This is a genomic window from Pseudoalteromonas sp. GABNS16E (assembly GCF_028598715.1).
Classification (GTDB): Bacteria; Pseudomonadota; Gammaproteobacteria; order Enterobacterales; family Alteromonadaceae; genus Pseudoalteromonas; species Pseudoalteromonas atlantica.
Genome location: NZ_JAQREZ010000020.1, coordinates 19,272 through 36,151, shown reverse-complemented (window position 1 = coordinate 36,151; position 16,880 = coordinate 19,272). Strand labels below are relative to the sequence as shown.

At 41.6% G+C, this 16,880-nt stretch carries 17 protein-coding genes and 3 pseudogenes; 16 read left to right on the top strand and 4 right to left on the bottom strand.

All coding sequences use genetic code 11. The features are described from left to right. Positions 1–21 precede the first annotated feature (21 nt). The gene (locus tag PSI06_RS10040; RefSeq protein WP_004588217.1) at positions 22–897 is read left to right on the top strand and encodes a cytochrome c oxidase subunit 3; all 876 of its coding nucleotides are present in this window, start codon (positions 22–24) and stop codon (positions 895–897) included. Here PSI06_RS10040 and PSI06_RS21480 read toward each other — a convergent pair. Next, a complete protein-coding gene (locus PSI06_RS21480) occupies positions 797–1,108 on the bottom strand; it encodes a DUF2909 domain-containing protein (RefSeq protein ID WP_095206665.1) in 312 nt (103 codons plus the stop codon). The two genes, PSI06_RS10040 and PSI06_RS21480, sit on opposite strands and share 101 nt — an antisense overlap. Before the next feature lie 14 nt (positions 1,109–1,122). On the opposite strand from PSI06_RS21480, the gene PSI06_RS10030 reads away from it, so the two are divergent. The 14 genes and pseudogenes from PSI06_RS10030 to PSI06_RS09970 all read left to right on the top strand — a co-directional run bounded on the left by PSI06_RS10030 (position 1,123) and on the right by PSI06_RS09970 (position 13,580). Next, positions 1,123–1,863, top strand: coding sequence for an SURF1 family protein (locus PSI06_RS10030; protein WP_004588219.1), 741 nt, complete (start codon positions 1,123–1,125; stop codon positions 1,861–1,863). Next, entirely contained in the window at positions 1,853–2,347 is a 495-nt protein-coding gene (locus PSI06_RS10025) for a hypothetical protein (protein WP_004588220.1), read from the top strand. The genes PSI06_RS10030 and PSI06_RS10025 overlap by 11 nt, the downstream gene beginning before the upstream one ends. 30 nt (positions 2,348–2,377) lie before the next feature. Beyond that, positions 2,378–3,367 (top strand): COX15/CtaA family protein, encoded by a 990-nt coding sequence (locus tag PSI06_RS10020; protein ID WP_024033913.1) that lies wholly within the window; start codon positions 2,378–2,380, stop codon positions 3,365–3,367. A 12-nt stretch (positions 3,368–3,379) separates the two neighbouring features. Further along, positions 3,380–4,309 carry a heme o synthase gene (gene cyoE / locus PSI06_RS10015; RefSeq protein WP_004588222.1) on the top strand — a complete coding sequence of 310 codons (930 nt, stop codon included), beginning with the start codon at positions 3,380–3,382 and terminating at the stop codon, positions 4,307–4,309. Further along, positions 4,306–4,923, top strand: coding sequence for an SCO family protein (locus PSI06_RS10010; RefSeq protein ID WP_004588223.1), 618 nt, complete (start codon positions 4,306–4,308; stop codon positions 4,921–4,923). The genes cyoE and PSI06_RS10010 overlap by 4 nt, the downstream gene beginning before the upstream one ends. Positions 4,924–5,086: 163 nt before the next feature. Further along, positions 5,087–5,359 carry an STAS domain-containing protein gene (locus PSI06_RS10005; RefSeq protein ID WP_004588224.1) on the top strand — a complete coding sequence of 91 codons (273 nt, stop codon included), beginning with the start codon at positions 5,087–5,089 and terminating at the stop codon, positions 5,357–5,359. Positions 5,360–5,367: 8 nt separating this feature from the next. After that, positions 5,368–5,707: pseudogene (locus PSI06_RS10000) on the top strand (response regulator). 14 nt (positions 5,708–5,721) lie between these two features. Further along, positions 5,722–7,807 (top strand): annotated as a pseudogene (locus tag PSI06_RS09995) (chemotaxis protein CheA). Beyond that, on the top strand, positions 7,804–8,289 hold the full coding sequence (locus PSI06_RS09990) for a chemotaxis protein CheW (protein ID WP_004588228.1): 486 nt from the start codon (positions 7,804–7,806) through the stop codon (positions 8,287–8,289). The pseudogene PSI06_RS09995 and the gene PSI06_RS09990 overlap by 4 nt, the downstream one beginning before the upstream one ends. Positions 8,290–8,337: 48 nt before the next feature. Then, positions 8,338–8,676: a PAS domain-containing protein gene (locus tag PSI06_RS21690; RefSeq protein ID WP_004588229.1), complete on the top strand. Its 339-nt coding sequence runs from the start codon at positions 8,338–8,340 to the stop codon at positions 8,674–8,676. A 6-nt stretch (positions 8,677–8,682) separates the two neighbouring features. Next, a complete protein-coding gene (locus PSI06_RS09985; protein WP_407073069.1) occupies positions 8,683–11,043 on the top strand; it encodes a methyl-accepting chemotaxis protein in 2,361 nt (786 codons plus the stop codon). 60 nt (positions 11,044–11,103) lie between these two features. Then, on the top strand, positions 11,104–11,934 hold the full coding sequence (locus PSI06_RS09980) for a CheR family methyltransferase (RefSeq protein WP_054983326.1): 831 nt from the start codon (positions 11,104–11,106) through the stop codon (positions 11,932–11,934). After that, positions 11,918–12,540 (top strand): annotated as a pseudogene (gene cheD / locus PSI06_RS09975) (chemoreceptor glutamine deamidase CheD). The gene PSI06_RS09980 and the pseudogene cheD overlap by 17 nt, the downstream one beginning before the upstream one ends. Before the next feature lie 8 nt (positions 12,541–12,548). Further along, the gene (locus PSI06_RS09970) at positions 12,549–13,580 is read left to right on the top strand and encodes a protein-glutamate methylesterase/protein-glutamine glutaminase (protein ID WP_273603682.1); all 1,032 of its coding nucleotides are present in this window, start codon (positions 12,549–12,551) and stop codon (positions 13,578–13,580) included. 3 nt (positions 13,581–13,583) lie between these two features. Here PSI06_RS09970 and PSI06_RS09965 read toward each other — a convergent pair whose 3' ends face one another. After that, entirely contained in the window at positions 13,584–14,609 is a 1,026-nt protein-coding gene (locus tag PSI06_RS09965; protein WP_273603683.1) for a polysaccharide deacetylase family protein, read from the bottom strand. A gap of 42 nt (positions 14,610–14,651) precedes the next feature. On the opposite strand from PSI06_RS09965, the gene PSI06_RS09960 reads away from it, so the two are divergent. Then, the gene (locus PSI06_RS09960; RefSeq protein WP_273603684.1) at positions 14,652–15,923 is read left to right on the top strand and encodes an MATE family efflux transporter; all 1,272 of its coding nucleotides are present in this window, start codon (positions 14,652–14,654) and stop codon (positions 15,921–15,923) included. Between the two features lie 9 nt (positions 15,924–15,932). On the opposite strand, the gene PSI06_RS09955 is transcribed toward PSI06_RS09960, so the two are convergent. Both PSI06_RS09955 and nfuA read right to left on the bottom strand, forming a co-directional pair. After that, complete coding sequence (locus PSI06_RS09955; protein ID WP_138541002.1) at positions 15,933–16,202, bottom strand: hypothetical protein; 270 nt, start codon at positions 16,200–16,202, stop codon at positions 15,933–15,935. A gap of 6 nt (positions 16,203–16,208) precedes the next feature. Continuing rightward, the gene (gene nfuA / locus PSI06_RS09950; protein WP_096042447.1) at positions 16,209–16,784 is read right to left on the bottom strand and encodes a Fe-S biogenesis protein NfuA; all 576 of its coding nucleotides are present in this window, start codon (positions 16,782–16,784) and stop codon (positions 16,209–16,211) included. Between the last annotated feature and the right edge of the window lie 96 nt (positions 16,785–16,880).

Genomic DNA, 16,880 nt, shown 5'->3' with positions numbered 1-16,880 from the left:
GTAAAACTAGGAGCAAGTAACATGAATCAAGATTATGAAAACTACTACGTACCCGAGCAAAGTCCTTGGCCCATAGTGGGCGCGGTGGCGTTATTTTTTATTGCAGTGGGTGCGGCTTTAACAGTCATGAACTTAGAAAGTGAAGGGGGCAGCGGTGTGTACCTGCTATATGCAGGCATTGCAGTGCTGCTGTATATGATTTTTAGCTGGTTTAAAAATGTAATTAGCGAGTCTGATCAGGGCTTATATTCAGCGCAAATGGACCGCTCATTTCGACAAGGCATGAGCTGGTTTATATTCTCTGAAGTTATGTTTTTTATGGCCTTTTTTGGCGCATTATTTTACGCCCGCATATTGTCGGTGCCTTGGCTTGGCGGCGCTGGGAATAATGCGATGACCAACGAGGTGCTTTGGCCGACCTTTGAGGCCGTATGGCCACTACTAACCACACCCGCAGGTGAAACTACGCAAGCTATGGGGTGGCAAGGCTTACCCCTTATTAATACGCTTATTTTATTAGCGTCTTCGGTTACTTTGCATTTTGCTCACGTAGCCATTGAAAACAATAAACGTAAACCACTAAAGGTGATGCTAGGGGCAACCATTTTATTGGGTGTGTGCTTTTTAGCATTGCAGGTGGAAGAATATATTTATGCCTACAACGACTTAAACTTAACATTAGATGCAGGCATTTACGGGAATACATTCTTTTTGCTGACAGGTTTTCATGGCATGCATGTGACCCTTGGCGCCATCATTTTGTTTGTTGTTTTTGTGCGTATTTTAAAAGGCCACTTTACGAAAGATAAACATTTTGCGTTTCAAGCAGCGGCTTGGTATTGGCATTTTGTTGATGTGGTGTGGCTGTGTTTATTTGTTTTTGTGTATGTGTTGTAACGGCTAATGGCGAGTGATTAGCCTTTATAAAACCAAGTTTTACAGCGGCTATCACCATCACCAAAACCACCACAGAAAACAGCACGCGACGGCCTAAAAAATGCGACATAGGCCGACCGCCAGATTTATCGGTCACCATAATAAATAACGCTCTAAACAAGTTGAAAAGTATAAATAGTAACAGCAGCACAATAATAATTTTAATAATCACTGGGTTGACCCTTTATGCAGTTAATTTTAAGGCGTAAACAAAAGCTTAGCTCATTTATCGCACTTTGCGTTGTGGTAGCTGTGGTGCTGGTATGTGTACGTTTAGGGTATTGGCAATTAGCAAGGGCTGAGCAAAAGCAGCAACAGCTAACAGCTATAGCTAACATGCAAACCCAAGGCGTAATGAGCTGGCAGCAATTACAGGCAATGCCTTCAAAGTGGAATAAAACAGGTGTAGTGGTTGAGCTTGTCGGAAAAATAATAAATCAACAATACTGGCTTTTAGATAACCAAGTTTACCAAGGGCAAGTCGGTTACGATTTATTGGTTTTATTTAAGCCAAGCCAAGCAAGTGGCGCTTTACTCGTTAATTTAGGGTGGGTAAAAGCGCCTATTTCACGCAGCGAACTACCTAACATTCAACTTCCTAAACGTAATATTACGCTTAAAGCGCAGATAAAAGAGCAAAATTTAACGAGCTTTAACTTACAAACCAATTCGACAAAACAAGACCTTCAAAAACGAATTCAAGCAATAGATTTAAAAAAGCTAAGTGAGCAGAGTAATCAATCGTTATTTAATTTTATGGCTTATCGTCAAGGTGCTGGAGATGCGCTAGCTATACCGCATTATAAAGCGGTGGTGATGAGTCCGCAAAAGCACCAAGCGTATGCAGTGCAATGGTTTTTAATAGCCTTAGCCTGTGTAGTGGTGGCCATTTTTGCCAGTAAAAAGAGGACTAACAATGAAAAATAACCCCTTAGTTTTGTTTGTTGTATGTTGCGCTGTACCGCTAGTACTTGCATACGGTGCGCTAAAACTAGACTGGTTGCCGAGCGCCATTACCAATAATGGCGAGTTTTTACAGCACGAAGTAAAGCTTGAAAACTGGCAGCAACATAACCCTAAGCAATGGACAATTGCGCTTAATTACTCCAATAAATGTAATGCTTCGTGCAATGAGCAGCTCAATGCACTTGATAACTTATATATCGCCTTAGGAAAAAATCAGGGCAAGGTTGATATGGCTGTAATGGGGGCGCCTAAAGTTAAAAACATTCCTTGGAAAACCTTTAACGCGCAACAAAATTTGCAGCCCGCTAGCCTGTATTTAATCGATCATATGGGTTTAGTGGTGCTTGAGTATCCGTTTAAAGAGCAGCCACAAGAAAACCGTTTAGTGCAAAAAGGTTTATTAAAAGATTTAAAAAAACTACTTAACTATTCTCGTTCAAGCTAATTAATAGCGCATTGTTAATGGGAGATTCCTATGTATAAAAATTATAAAAACTGGGTACTTGCAACGGGTTTACTTGCGCTGTTAGTGGTAGGGCTAGGTGCTTATACACGTTTAAGTGACGCAGGTCTTGGTTGTCCTGATTGGCCCGGTTGCTATGGCTTTTTAACTGTACCAAAGCATGAAGCCGATATCGCACTGGCTACCCAAAGTTATCCAGATATGATGTTTGAAACCGCCAAAGCGTGGAAAGAAATGATCCACCGTTACTTTGCAGGCGCGCTGGGATTGCTTATTTTAGCGCTATTTGTGTTGGCTTTTGTAAAGCGCCATTACTCAAACACGCCGGTTAAATTACCGCTAGCCTTATTATTGTTAGTTATATTTCAGGCTGCGCTGGGTATGTGGACCGTTACTATGAACTTGCAACCGCTCATTGTGATGGGGCATTTGCTGGGGGGATTTAGTATTTTATCGCTAATCACTCTTTTATACCTGCGTTTAACTACTAAACCCATAGAGGGCGGAGATAGTAGCGCTAAAGGCTATTTTTCATTGAGCTTAGTTGCATTGGCTGTGTTGGTTATTCAAATTGCATTAGGTGGGTGGCTTGCAGCAAATTATGCGGCGCCACACTGTAATGGCCTACCGCTGTGTAGTTATGCGCAGCCATTTTCACTCAGTAGTGTGTTTCAGCTGCCGCTTGAGCACAGTAATTATGAGTACGGAGTGCTATCGCAACAGGCGCGTATGTCTATTCATTTACTACACAGAATTTGGGCGCTAGTTACATGTATTGTGTTGGCGCTAATTATGTGGCGTATATACAGTCAGGCGCAATCTGCAAAAATAAAACACTGTACTGTCAGCGTGCTTGTTGCGCTACTTTGCCAAATTAGTTTGGGGCTTGCGGTGGTGCATTGGCACTTTCCGCTTGGAGTGGCGCTGGCGCACAATTTAATGGCAGCTATCTTGTTATTGACTATGGTTAGGTTGTGTTACTACCTAAAAGCACGCACTTAAAGGGGAATAATTATGGCACTCACACTCGACAAAAAAGAACTACAGGTTATTAGCGCACACCCTTTTATTCAACGTGCTTATAATTTACTGCAAGATTACTTAGCTATTAGCAAGTTTAAAGTAGTGGCTATGTTGGTACTTACTGCCTGGGTTGGCTTGGCACTGGCGCCTGATGTAGGGCGAGGCATTGCAGTACAATTTATTAGTTTATTAGGCATTGGTTTGCTCTCTGGCGCTGCGGCGGTAATAAATCATGTTGTTGATAGCGAAATAGATACAAAAATGGCGCGTACACGCCACCGCCCTGTAGCCAAAGGCCGGCTTAGTAAAACCCATGCGCTAAGCTTTGCAGGCGTGATAGGGGTTGCTGGTTTTATAATGCTAATGCTTTGGGCAAACACCCTAACAGCCGTACTTACTTTGTTTGCATTAGTTGGGTATGCTTTTATTTATACCTCTTTTTTAAAGCGTGCCACACCGCAAAACATTGTGATTGGTGGCTTGGCTGGGGCAATGCCTCCTTTATTGGGCTGGGTTTCTGAAACCAATCAAATGGCAGCCGCGCCATGGTTACTAGTAATGATTATATTTACGTGGACCCCACCGCATTTTTGGGCACTGGCAATAGCACGCAAAAGCGATTACGAACGCGCTAAAATTCCTATGTTGCCAGTGACTCACGGTATCGACTTTTGTAAAACTTGTGTTGTGGCTTACACCATATTACTGGCACTTGTATGCGTATTACCTTATTTAATTGGTATGTCGGGCGATATTTATCTAGTAGGCGCATGTGTGCTCAATGCACTCTTTTTGTATAAAGCAGTTAAGCTTAAATTAGCCCCGAGCGATGACACCGCAATGGACTTATTTCGCTTTTCAATTGTGCATTTAATGGTACTCTTCGTGATCTTATTTATAGATAAATGGCTCCCTTTATGAAGCAGTTACGGATTAGCTTAGTTGTAATTTTTTCGTTTTTATTAGTCGCTTGCTCAGAGCAAAATAGTGCACCCGATGTGCAAGCCTTAGTGTATGAGCAAGCAAAGCCTCTTTCTGATTTTACTCTTAACGACCAAAACGGTGAGTTAGTCACCAAAGCGCAATTTTTGGGGCAGTGGAACTTAGTGTTTTTAGGCTATACCAGTTGTCCAGATATTTGCCCATTAACGCTTGCTAAACTAAACAGCGTGTATAAAAAGTTACATAACGAATACCCACTGCAAATTTGGTTTATGTCGGTAGACCCTCAACGCGATACGCCGGTAAAGCGCAAAGCGTATATTGATTATTTTAACCCTGATTTTTTAGCTGTTTCGGGTGAGCACAAAAACCTATTCCCCGTGGTTAGAGAGCTTGGCCTAATTTATGCCATTAGTGACTCGCAAGAATCAGAATATGCGGTCGATCATAGTGCTTCGGTGGCTTTAGTTGATGAAAATGGAGCGGTAAGAGCCATATTTAAGCCTGAGTTCCAACAAGGAAATGTGCCCCTTATTAATACCACTCAACTCATTAGCGAATTTAAACAAATAGCGGATTACTATAAAAACTAGTTTTAAAATTTTCACGAATTTTAAAAGGAGCTTAAGCTCCTTTTTTGCTTTTTAGCGCCACTTTTAAAAGTTTTATTAATTTTTTTGAGCCTTTTATGGCAATTTTAATAACTAAGGCTAAGCTTTTGTTATGAATTGAATTGACAGGGAAAGTCCTGAAAAAATGCTAAAACTTCCAAGCGAACTTGCGATTATGCAAGTAGAGACTCTTCACCAAGATTTATTACAAGAACTCAATAGTAACAACGATATTTGTTTAGATGTCAGTGAGGTTGTTTCAGCCGATACCGCGTCAATTCAACTTTTGTGTGCCTTACAAAAACACCTACTTACCATACACCATAAAATTGTATGGGTAGGCAGCAGTGATGCACTTCAAAACGCCATTAATCAACTTGGCTTAAGTCAATATTTAACACTTGAAAGTAAAGGTTAGAGGTTTATATGAAGAAAATTTTAGCGGTTGATGATTCTGCGTCAATGCGTCAAATGGTGAGCTTTACGCTTAAAACCGCAGGTTTTGATGTTACCGAAGCAAAAGATGGCAGCGAAGCCCTCGCGATTGCCAAGCAGCAAAGTTTTGATGCGGTAATTTCAGATGTAAATATGCCCATTATGGATGGCATTACGCTTATCAGAGAGCTCAGGGGTCTTCCTGATTCTAACCACAGAGTCAGGATTAGATAAAAAAGTAGAAGGTAAAGCAGCTGGCGCAACAGGCTGGATTGTAAAGCCTTTCAACCCAGATCAGTTACTAGCGGTACTTAAAAAAGTAATTCGTTAACTGAGGAGTGCGGCGTGAGTATAGATTTAAGTCAATTTTTTGAAGTGTTCTTTGAAGAAAGTTTTGAAGGCCTAGATACAATGGAGGCCGAGCTATTAAATTTAGAGCCCGGCGAAGGAGACTTAGAAACAATAAATACTATTTTTAGAGCTGCGCACTCAATTAAAGGGGGCAGTGGCACCTTTGGCTTTAACTCTGTTGCTGAGTTTACCCATGTGCTAGAAACCCTACTGGATCAAATACGCCAAGGTGAGCGCGAACTCACCACCGAGCACGTTAATTTATTGCTTAAAGCTGTTGATTGCTTGCGTGGGTTACTCGGTGAGCTGCAAGCAGAGCAAGAGCCTGATTTATCACACGCTACAACCTTAAAAAAACAGTTTGAAATTGTACTCGAAATGCAAGCCGATTCAGCCCCAAGCGAGGTTAGCGAAGTCACGGCTGCTGCTGAGGTAAATACCTTTCAAATTGATTTTAAACCGCATCATCACCTTTTTAAAACAGGCAACGAGCCTTTATTTATGATCAGCGAATTAGCTGAACTCGGCGAGCTTGAAACACAGGCATTTTTAGACGATATCCCAGATATTAAAGACTTAAGCAGTGACGAGTGCTACTTACACTGGCGCTTTTTTTAAATACCAGCGAAAAAGAAGCCGCCATTAAAGAGGTATTTGAATGGGTAGAAGATGATGCCGATATAAAAATAGAGCTCTGTGGCGGGTTATTTGATGAAGACACGTCTCACACCGCAACCCTGATGAAAAGAGCAACGACAGCACAGCTCAAACACCGTCTATTAGCGATGCTAAAAAAGCACCCGACAAACCTAAAAGCAAACCCACAGCCGATAAAAAGCCAACATCAGCACCAGAGTCTACCTCCATAAGAGTAGGAATAGACAAAGTAGACTCGTTAATAAACATGGTCGGTGAGCTGGTGATAACACAAGCCATGTTAAATCAGTTGAGCGAGCAAGAAATTAGCGAATCAACCATTACGTCATTACAAGAAGGTTTGGCACAACTGGCGCACAATACCCGAGACCTGCAAGAAAATGTTATGCGTATTCGTATGTTACCGATTAACTTTGTATTTAGCCGGTTTCCGCGCTTAGTGCGCGATATAGCGCAAAAACTAAATAAACAGGTGGAGTTAAAATTATTAGGCGAGCAAACCGAGCTAGATAAAACGGTAATGGAAAAAATATCTGACCCTATGGTGCACCTAGTCAGAAATTCGCTCGATCATGGCCTTGAAACAATTGAACAGCGGGTTGCCGCAGGTAAAGACCCTGTGGGCACCGTGACCTTAAATGCCTTTCATCAAGGCGGCAATATCGTGATAGAAATAATGGACGATGGGCAAGGCTTAAATACGCAAAAAATTAAAGAAAAAGCCATTGCTAATGAGCTGATCACCGCTGATTGTAATTTAACAGATGATGAAATTAACGAGCTTATTTTTATGCCTGGCTTTTCTACCGCCGATGCGGTTAGCGACTTATCTGGGCGTGGTGTAGGAATGGATGTTGTTAAGCGCAATATTCAATCTTTAAATGGCTCGGTTGAGGTTTCATCAGCGCCTGGCGTTGGCTCTACCTTTACAATTAGGCTGCCCCTTACACTTGCCATTTTAGATGGTCAATTAGTTAAAGTTGCCCAGCATACTTATATTATTCCGCTTATTTCTATTGTTGAATCACTACAGATTGATATCACTAAAGTAAGCCGAGTGGGTAAAGACTTAGATGTACTAAGGCTGCGTGACGAATACATTCCTATTTTACGCTTATATCAAATTTTTAATCATCAAAACGCCATAGAGTCATTAGACAAAACCTTGCTGGTGGTTGTTGAAACCGATAACCAAAAAGTGGGTTTGCTGGTTGATGACTTACTTTCGCAGCAGCAGGTAGTAATAAAAAGTTTAGAGGCCAATTATCAAAAAGTAGATGGGGTGTCTGGAGCAACTATTTTAGGCGACGGGCGTGTATCGTTAATTGTTGATATTAGCGGCTTAATAAAATTATCAGGGCTTAAAAAACCAGGTAGCCAAGAGCTAATCATAGAATCTAAAACACCTCTGGAGGCTTCATGATTAGTGAACAAAGCGAGCTAAACAACAAAATTGATTTAGGGCAACAGCAAGGCGTTAAGCAGTTTTTAACCTTTATTATGGCTGGCGAAGAATACGGCGTAGATATATTAACCGTGCAAGAGATCAGAAGCTGGGAAGAAATTACCGTACTGCCCAACGCGCCGGATTTTGTTAAAGGAGTGATAAACCTTCGCGGCACCATAGTGCCAATAATAGATTTACGCTTACGTTTTGGCCTGCCAAGCACTGAATATGGGCCATTAACAGTTGTTATTGTTGTAAAAGTTATTTTTGAAAACGATTCAAAAATAATGGGCATCGCAGTAGATGCGGTGTCAGATGTTTACAGCATTGCAGAGCAAGACGCCAAGCCCGTCCCTAGCCTGTCTGATTCGAGTAATTGTGAATATGTCGCAGGGCTGGTGAACGTGGGCGAAAAAATGGTCTCGTTAATTGATTTACAAAGAACAATGGATATATAGCCACAGCGCTATGTAGCAACAAAAACAAACATAAAGGTGGTGATGGGCATGGGATGGTTTAGTAATCCGAAGCAGTCAGAATCAAGTAATGACTTAATCGTTAATGCATTAAATAAATCATTAGCGGTTATTGAGTTTGAACCCAGTGGCAGAATAATTACGGCTAATTCAAACTTTTTAAATGCAATGGGATACCGTTTAGAGGAAGTGCAAGGGCAGCACCACTCTATGTTTGTTGAACCAGATGAAGCACAAAGCAGCGAGTATAAAAATTTTTGGCAACGCTTGCGCGGTGGTGAGTTTATTTCTAATGAGTTTAAGCGTCTTGCTAATGGAGGGCGAGAAGTATGGATCCAAGCTACCTATAACCCAATTATTGATAGCTAAGGGCAAGTGCTAAAAGTAATTAAATTTGCTACCGACATTACCGAACAAAAGAAACAGGCCGCTGAAGCGCAAGGCCAACTTGAGGCAATTAGTAAATCTCAGGCGGTGATTGAGTTTAATCTTGATGGCACAATTATTACTGCCAATGACAATTTTTTAAATGGTTTAGGCTATCAACTTAGCGAAATAAAAGGCCAGCATCATAAATTATTTGTCGACCCAGAATACGCTAAAACAAACGAGTATAAACAATTTTGGGATAAGTTAGGACGAGGCGAGTACGACTCGGGCGAGTACATGCGAATAGGCAAACAAGGGCAAGAAGTATGGATTCAAGCCTCTTATAACCCTATTTTCGATTTAAACGGCAAGCCTTATAAAGTTATTAAATACGCCAGTGATATCACCGCGCAAAAACAGCTAGAGCGCGAGTCTAAAAAGGCTGCCGATTTAGCAAGTGCGTTAACTGTTTGCCAAGCCAATGTAATGATTGCCGATAAAGACCTAAATATTGTATTTGTAAACGATCAGGTTAAATTAATGCTCAAAGCGCGAGAAACTGAGTTGCAAGGTGTGCTACCTAGTTTTTCTGTTGATAATTTAATAGGCACGTGTGTTGATGATTTTCATAAGCACCCAGCTCATCAACGCGAACTATTAAAAAACTTAAAACAACCTTATAAAACTGAGTTACGTTTAGCGGGGCTTATTTTTAGTTTAATTGCTACACCGTGGATAAACCATGAAGGTAAGCATTTAGGCACTATTGTTGAGTGGGAAGATATTACCGATAGCGTAGCAAAAGCAGAGCAAGAACGTGCTGAAGCACAAGAAAACTTACGAGTAAAACAAGCCCTTGATACCGTAGCAACAAACACCATGATAGCCGATGCTTCAAATGTAATTGTATACATGAACAACGCGGTTAAATCGATGATGAGTATTGCTGAAGATGATTTGAAAAAGGAGCTGCCAAACTTTGATAGCACCAATTTAATGCAGCAAAACATTGATATATTCCATAAAAATCCGGCTCATCAACAAAACCTACTAGCTAAGCTTACAACAACTTACCGAGCCGAAATAAAAGTAGGCGGGCGCACCTTTGGTTTAGTTGCAAACCCTATTTTTACACCAGAACAAGAACGCATAGGCACCGTAGTTGAGTGGGAAGATAGAACGGGCGAAGTTGCAATAGAAAAAGAAATTGCACAATTAGTCAGCGATGCAGGTAATGGCGATTTAGAAACCCGAGTAGATGAAAAAGGAAAAGAAGGCTTTTTCTTACGCTTAGCGCAGGGCTTAAACAGCTTAGTTGAAATTGTTGATGATGCCGTTAGTGATACCGCGCAAATGCTTGATGCAATGGCCAATGGCGACCTATCAAAACGCATAGAAAAAGAGTATCAAGGCTCGTTCGATAAGCTCAAGCAAGATGCTAATACCACAGCAGATAAATTGACCGATGTGATTAACCGAATTAACTCATCGGCCACGTTAGTAGCCAGTGGCGCAGAGGAAATTTCGCAAGGCAACGCCGATTTAAGCCAGCGTACCGAAGAACAAGCTTCATCACTTGAAGAAACCGCCTCAAGTATGGAAGAAATGACCAGTACCGTAAGGCAAAATGCAGATAACGCAAAAGTCGCTAACGATTTAGCCGAAGAAACCTGTGAGAAAGCAATTCAAGGTGGTGAAGTAGTTAATAGGGCTGTAACGAGTATGTCGGCCATTAACGAGTCGAGTAAAAAAATTGCAGACATTATTGGCGTGATTGATGAAATTGCCTTTCAAACTAATTTACTGGCACTTAACGCCGCCGTTGAAGCAGCCAGAGCGGGTGAGCAAGGCCGTGGCTTTGCCGTTGTTGCTGGTGAGGTGCGTAATTTAGCGCAGCGCTCAGCTGGAGCAGCCAAAGAAATTAAAGAGCTTATTAGAGACAGCGTTGCAAAAGTAACCGATGGCTCTGTGCTTGTAAATGAGTCGGGCGAAACACTCAGAGAAATTGTTTCAAGCGTACAACGTGTTACGCAAATGATTTCGGATATAACCGAGGCCTCTGAAGAGCAAAGCGCAGGCATTGAGCAAGTCAATAAAGCGGTTGCCCAAATGGATGAAATGACCCAGCAAAATGCGGCCCTTGTAGAAGAAGCGTCTGCGGCGGGCGAGTCAATGGCTGAGCAAGCAAACGAGATGCGTCAGTTATTGCACTTTTTTTCACTCGGGCAGCAAGGCATGAACACATTACCAAATACGCACTTTGAACGCTCAGCGCCCCCTGCGCGCCAACCTAGTGGCTATTTAAAAAATACCCAACCCAAAGGCGAAAACTTTATAGACTCAGCAGATGAATGGGAAGAGTTTTAGTCATTACTGGCTTGCTAGTTAATACCCTAGCAAGCCTGCTTTACAAGGGATGGTATGACAATGAAAGAATTTTTATGTACCGATAAAGATTTTAAAGACATTGCCACTTTAGTTTATAACGCGTGCGGAATTGTGCTTGGCGATCATAAACGCGAAATGGTGTATTCCCGCTTAGCAAGAAGGGTAAGAGAGCATAAACTTAAAAACTTTTCTCAATACTTAGAGTACTTACACAATAATAAAGAGGCTGAGTTTGACGCATTTATTAATGCTATTACCACTAACTTAACCTCCTTTTTTAGAGAGCCCCACCACTTTGAGTTTTTAAAAAACACCATAGTGCCGCAGTTACTTAGCAGTAACAAAGTAACAAAACGAGTACGCGTATGGTCAGCGGGTTGCTCTACAGGCGAAGAGCCTTACAGCTTAGCAATAACCCTTGCCGATTTATTCCCAAGTTCTTGGGATGTAAAAATTTTAGCAACCGATTTAGATTCTAATGTATTAGCCAAAGCACAAGCGGGTATTTATACCGCGGCTAATGTAAATGGCTTAGAAAACAATGTACTTAAAAAGTGGTTTTTAAAAAGCAAAGATGGGCAAACATATAAAGTAAAACCACAGTTAAATAAACACATTTTTTTTAAACGCCTTAACCTTTTACAAGAATGGCCCATGAAAGGGCAGTTTGACTTAATTTTATGTCGTAACGTGGTTATTTATTTTGATAAAGAAACAAAAGACACCTTATTTAAACGTTATGCAAATGCACTTAATCGTGACGGTTATTTGTTTTTAGGGCACTCAGAGAGTATGGGAAAAGAGCATTCTGAGTTTAAAAATTTAGGGAAAACCATGTATCAAAAGCAACACAATGCACGCACAGTTTAGGCCGGTGCTCCCAGGGTTTGAACATATAAAACGTTACTGGGATGCAGGGCGCACAAGCGTGGTGGCAAAAATATTACCTGGCGAATTTTATGTCTCAAAAAATGATGAGCTTATTTCTACAGTGCTTGGGTCGTGCATAGCCGCGTGTGTTTACGATGAGAAAGCCGGTATAGGTGGCGTAAATCATTTTATGTTGCCGGTAAAAAAAGGCCTAGAATTAAACAGTGCCCATAGTTTGAGCTGCCGCTACGGAAACTGGGCAATGGAATACCTGATCAACGAAGTACTCAAAGGTGGTGCTGCGCGAAAAAATTTAAAAATAAAACTCTTTGGTGGCGGCAAAATAATTAGCGCAATGACTGACATAGGGATTGGTAATATTAGCTTTGCTAATGCGTATATTCAGGAAGAGTCGCTCAATCTTGTCGCACAAGATATGGGGGGGCCATGGCCTCGAAAATTTTTTTTCATCCGCATACGGGCAAAGTCCACGTAAAAAAGCTGAAGAATTTGCACAACAATACAATTGAAAAACGCGAAGTGCGCTACCTGCAAAACCTTAAGCAACAAGATAAAGCCACCGAGACTAACATAGAGCTGTTTTAGGAGTCGTAATGGTTAAAGTTCTGATAATAGATGATTCACCACTGATAAGGCGTTTGCTGAGCGAAATATTATCTCAGGCTAGCGATATCGAGGTTGTTGGCTGTGCTGAAGACCCTTATCAAGCACGAGAAATGATTAAATTGCTCAATCCAGATGTGCTTACCCTCGATGTCGAAATGCCAAAAATGGACGGCATTAGCTTTTTAAGAAACCTAATGCGCTTAAGACCTATTCCCGTTGTGATGATTTCTACACTAACCCAGCAAGGCTCGCCTATCACCTTAGAAGCGCTTGAGCTTGGTGCAGTGGATTTTATTGCCAAGCCAACGGTGAATGTTAAGCAGCAAATGAGTCAATATGCATATGTTGTGCAGCAAAAAGTGCGCGTGGCAGCAGGTGCAAGGGTAAGAAGTTTTAAAAAGGTAAGCACAGTGAGCGAGCCTTTACCTAGCAATGCACAATTTTTATTAAACAAGGTAATAGCGATAGGGGCTTCAACAGGGGGTACAGAAGCAATAAAAGAAGTGCTTATAAAAATGCCGACCAATTGCCCTGCGATTGTGATTACCCAGCATATTCCTCCGGTATTTAGTACCTCGTTTGCCCAGCGTATGGACCGCACCTGTGCAATTAACGTAAAAGAAGCGCAGCACGGCGACAAGCTCACTGCGGGATGGGCTTATATAGCCCCAGGAGGTTTGCACTTAAGCATAAAAAAAAGAGGGGCAAGTTTATATTGCGAGCTTGATGATTCTGAGCCTGTTAACCGCCATAAACCGGCGGTAGATGTATTATTTAACTCGTTACTTGAGTGCGGTGCAAAAAACATTGTGGCAGCGCTACTAACCGGTATGGGGAGCGATGGAGCAAAGGGCTTGCTTAGTATTAAACAAGCGGGTGGTTACACCATTGCACAGGATGAGTTTTCTTCTGTGGTGTGGGGAATGCCCAAAGCGGCGGTTGATTTAGGCGCCGCTCACGAAATTGTTGCGCTTGATAAAGTAACCCAGCGCTTATTGCATCAGACTATAAAAGTGTAATTGCTACTGAATAACCCACGGCTGCGAAAACCAATAGTAACTACCAGGGTGCTCAATAGAAGGGGCGGTACAATTAAAGCGTGAACGGCCTTTATTTAGCGCCTTTGGTGAGTCAATTTTTACAGTTGTGTCGTTTATCCAAGTTAACTTAGCCTGCCCAACACTTGAGACATAACACGCAAACTGACTTTTATGAAAATCACCCATTTCAAACTCAATGCTGAGCGTTGGTGGGTTTTGTGAGGTTACACTGTCTTGGTAATCTAGGGTTTTAATACTAAACGACCGAGAGTTTAATTTTGTAATTAGCGTATCTAATTTACTGTAAAAGCCAGAGGCTGGAAAACGCGGTAAGCGGGTAAAGTTAGCGTTTTTATTTACAGCGCCTGAGTGCTGACCAATGCCAATAAAGCCAAGCTCTTCTACAAGCGCTTGTAGTTTGTTATTAAACTCACCATACGGGTACGCTAGGTATTTATAGTCGTGGCCTATTTCTTCTTTAATACGCTGTTGAGAATGCAAAATATCTTGTTTTATACGTGCTTGCCACTGTGCATCGCTCTCATCTTTTAGCTTAATATGCAGGTAGTCATGCTGGGCAGTGTGATTGGCAATTAACGCCCCTTTGCCTGCGAGCTCTTTTAATTTATCCCACCCCATTACGTAGCCTTTGCCTTCATCAATAAGGGTAGGGTTTACAAAAATAGTATAGGGGTAACCAAATTTTTCTAAAATAGGCGCAGCTTGTTCGTAGTTATTGTTGTAACCATCGTCAAAGGTGATAGCGACTGTTTTCTCAGGTAAGGTTTTGCCTTGTTGTATAGCGCTTATTAGCTCATTTAGTGCAATAACATTAAAATTATGCTCTTTTAAGTAGCTCAAATGCTTGGTAAACGTATTTGCGCTTACACTGGTCACAGCCGGAAGGGTTTCGCTTACATGGTGATACTGTAAAATAACCGCCGCATGAGCACGTACTGATAAACAAATGAGAGTAATTAAAACTAAATGAAACAATTTCTTAAACATAATAATGCACACCATAAAAGCTTGCTGTTGCTAGCGGGTCCAATGATATTATCAAATATTACTGTCCCACTGTTAGGAATTGTTGATACCGCTGTTATTGGCCACTTAGGTAGCGCGCATTACTTAGCGGGCATCGCACTTGGCTCAGCTGTTATTTCTATTTTATTTTGGCTCGCCGGTTTTTTACGTATGAGCACCACAGGGTTAGTGGCCCAAGCATACGGGCAAAATAACTTAACACAGTTGGCAGCGCTTTTAAAACGCAGCTTATTACTTGCCGTGTGTGTGGCGTTAGCGCTTATAGCTTTATCGCCTTTGATAAAACAAGCTATTGCATTTTTATCAGGCGCAAATAGTAAGGTTCTTGCTCAAGCATATCAGTATTATAGTATTCGTATATTTAGTGCCCCTGCCGCACTTTGTAATTTAGTGCTGCTTGGCTGGATGCTTGGCGTACATTATGGGCGAGGACCATTCTACTTGCTGCTAGTGACCAATATTACCAACATAGTGCTCGATATATATTTTGTGGTGTATTTAGACTGGGCAGTAGCGGGAGCCGCGTGGGCGTCGTTAATTGCGGATTACAGCGCGTTGGCTTTTGCGTTGCTACTAGTGATTAAGCTCGCTAAAAAGCAAGGCGTGGAGCTAAGCGTGCCCAACTGGCTCAGTGTTAGCAAAATGGCAGAGCTACTTAGTTTAAATAGAGATATATTTATTCGCTCTTTAATTTTGCAATTGTGCTTTAGCTTTATGACCTTTTATGGCGCCCGCATAGGTGAAACAGCGCTTGCAGCGAATGCCGTGTTGCTTAACTTTTTAATGTTGGTAAGCTTTGCACTTGATGGAATAGCCTATGCAAGCGAAGCCAAAGTTGGTCAAGCTAAAGGCCAGCGAAGCGTTAATAACATTAGATTATGGGTAAAAATAAGTGTGTTTTGGGGGATGCTTTTTGGCGTGCTTTACAGCGTATTTTTTGCTGTGTTTGGCAGCGCTATTATTAAGCTTTTAACCAATGTACCCGAGGTGATAGAAGCTGCGACAAATTACTTACCGTGGGTAATAGTATTGCCTATGTTAGCAATGAGCTGTTTTTTGTTTGATGGCGTATTTGTAGGGCTTACACGGGCAAAAAATATGCGTAACAGTATGATTCTTTCAGCTGCTATTGGCTTTTTTGGGGTGTTTTGGGTGTTTATAGAGTGGCAAAATAATGCGTTATGGCTGGCTATGAGTTGCTTTATGCTTATGCGCGGCGTTACGTTAATTATTAAGTATTTGCAGTTAAAAGCAACTAATCAGCTGCTAGATTAAGCGAACGTGTCATTTCCATAGGTCGGGGTCGTGATTTTTTGGCCCCATATCTTTTAAAACTTGCGAGAAACGATTGGCAAAAATACCGCTATAACCCCATGCAGCAAAAAATAATGCCGGGATTAAAATAACCACACCTATAATTTGTAAACTAAAGTGGGTGTAGTAGCCAAGGGCAATAAATATCACGGCTAGCACAAACAGTGCTAAGCCGCGAAAAAAGCGCGTTAAACTCAACTTAGGGTTACTCCCTAAGCGATAAATAAGCGGCTTTAACATTATTGCTTAGTAATAAGAGTGATCGCCCGCTTGGTGCTCGGTAATGTCGGCAACACCGGTGATTTCATCAAACTTTGCAATCATTTCTTTCTCGATGCCTTCTTTAAGCGTTACATCGATCATAGAACAGCCATTACAACCACCACCAAATTGAAGTACTGCAATACCTTCAGCGGTTACTTCAACTAGGCTTACTTGGCCACCGTGGTTAGCTAGCTGCGGGTTTACTTCGGTTTCTAGCATGTGTTGAACACGCTCATTTAGCGATGCGTTATCGCCTAGTTTACGTGCCTTTGCATTAGGTGCTTTTAAAGTTAACTGAGTGCCCATTTTGTCGGTAACAAAATCAATTTCAGCTTCTTCTAAAAAAGGAGCGCTTTCTGTATCTACTACGGCATCAAAACCATTAAAGTTAAGACGAATATCGCTGTCTTCTACGGCGTCTTCTGGGCAATAAGAAACACCACATTCCGCTTGTGATGTACCAGGGTTTACAACAAACACACGAATATTAGTTTGTTGTGCTTGATCTGCTAAAAGTTTAGCAAAATGCGCTTGTGCTGTTTCGGAAATAGAAATCATAAAACCGTCTATACTTGACTAAATTACTCGGATACTGCATATCATACTCCGCTCATCGTGTTGCGGCTAGTGTTGAGCGTAAAAAGTTGGCATCTA

Coding starts and splice junctions, on each gene's coding strand:
- PSI06_RS09955 (WP_138541002.1), bottom strand. CDS start 16,202: ATGTTAAAGCCGCTTATTTATCGCTTAGGGAGTAACCCTAAGTTGAGT.
- PSI06_RS10025 (WP_004588220.1), top strand. CDS start 1,853: ATGAAAAATAACCCCTTAGTTTTGTTTGTTGTATGTTGCGCTGTACCG.
- PSI06_RS21690 (WP_004588229.1), top strand. CDS start 8,338: ATGGGATGGTTTAGTAATCCGAAGCAGTCAGAATCAAGTAATGACTTA.
- PSI06_RS10030 (WP_004588219.1), top strand. CDS start 1,123: ATGCAGTTAATTTTAAGGCGTAAACAAAAGCTTAGCTCATTTATCGCA.
- PSI06_RS09965 (WP_273603683.1), bottom strand. CDS start 14,609: ATGTTTAAGAAATTGTTTCATTTAGTTTTAATTACTCTCATTTGTTTA.
- PSI06_RS09970 (WP_273603682.1), top strand. CDS start 12,549: ATGGTTAAAGTTCTGATAATAGATGATTCACCACTGATAAGGCGTTTG.
- PSI06_RS10010 (WP_004588223.1), top strand. CDS start 4,306: ATGAAGCAGTTACGGATTAGCTTAGTTGTAATTTTTTCGTTTTTATTA.
- nfuA (WP_096042447.1), bottom strand. CDS start 16,784: ATGATTTCTATTTCCGAAACAGCACAAGCGCATTTTGCTAAACTTTTA.
- PSI06_RS09980 (WP_054983326.1), top strand. CDS start 11,104: ATGAAAGAATTTTTATGTACCGATAAAGATTTTAAAGACATTGCCACT.
- PSI06_RS10005 (WP_004588224.1), top strand. CDS start 5,087: ATGCTAAAACTTCCAAGCGAACTTGCGATTATGCAAGTAGAGACTCTT.
- PSI06_RS10040 (WP_004588217.1), top strand. CDS start 22: ATGAATCAAGATTATGAAAACTACTACGTACCCGAGCAAAGTCCTTGG.
- cyoE (WP_004588222.1), top strand. CDS start 3,380: ATGGCACTCACACTCGACAAAAAAGAACTACAGGTTATTAGCGCACAC.
- PSI06_RS09990 (WP_004588228.1), top strand. CDS start 7,804: ATGATTAGTGAACAAAGCGAGCTAAACAACAAAATTGATTTAGGGCAA.
- PSI06_RS10020 (WP_024033913.1), top strand. CDS start 2,378: ATGTATAAAAATTATAAAAACTGGGTACTTGCAACGGGTTTACTTGCG.
- PSI06_RS09960 (WP_273603684.1), top strand. CDS start 14,652: ATGATATTATCAAATATTACTGTCCCACTGTTAGGAATTGTTGATACC.